This window comes from Rhizobium sp. PEPV16 (genome assembly GCF_008919455.1).
Classification (GTDB): Bacteria; Pseudomonadota; Alphaproteobacteria; order Rhizobiales; family Rhizobiaceae; genus Rhizobium; species Rhizobium leguminosarum_Q.
In genome coordinates this window covers 17,774-18,105 of record NZ_VSZV01000349.1, presented here as the reverse complement: position 1 = coordinate 18,105, position 332 = coordinate 17,774, and the positions used below count along the sequence as shown (strand labels likewise).

At 65.7% G+C, this 332-nt stretch carries 1 protein-coding gene; it reads right to left on the bottom strand.

Going from position 1 to position 332, the window contains the following annotated elements; genetic code table 11:
• The coding region (locus tag FY112_RS29855; RefSeq protein ID WP_151519985.1) for a Crp/Fnr family transcriptional regulator at positions 1 to 332 on the bottom strand (332 nt) is incomplete at both ends.

The following is a 332-nucleotide window of genomic DNA, read 5'->3' as shown; positions in this document are numbered from 1 at the left end:
CTTGCGCAGCCTGGTCATCTGGCGGCTGACGGTTTCGATCGTCAATCCGAGGAAATCGGCGATCTCGGCGCGGGATAGCGGCAGGTCGAAGGCGGTGCTTGTGGCCGTTTGCGGTTCGGCGTGGGTGGCGATGAGGTGGAGCAGGCTTGCGACCTTCTCCTCGGCGGTGCGTCGGCCGAGCGTCAGCATCCATTCGCGCGCGGCATCCAGCTCCTTCAGCGCCTGATCGTGCAGGCTGCGCTGCAGTTCCGGCGTCTCCGATATCATGCGGTCGAGCAGGTCGCGGGGGAAGACGCAGATTTCGGCGTCGGTCGCAGCCTGAGCCGAAAGCA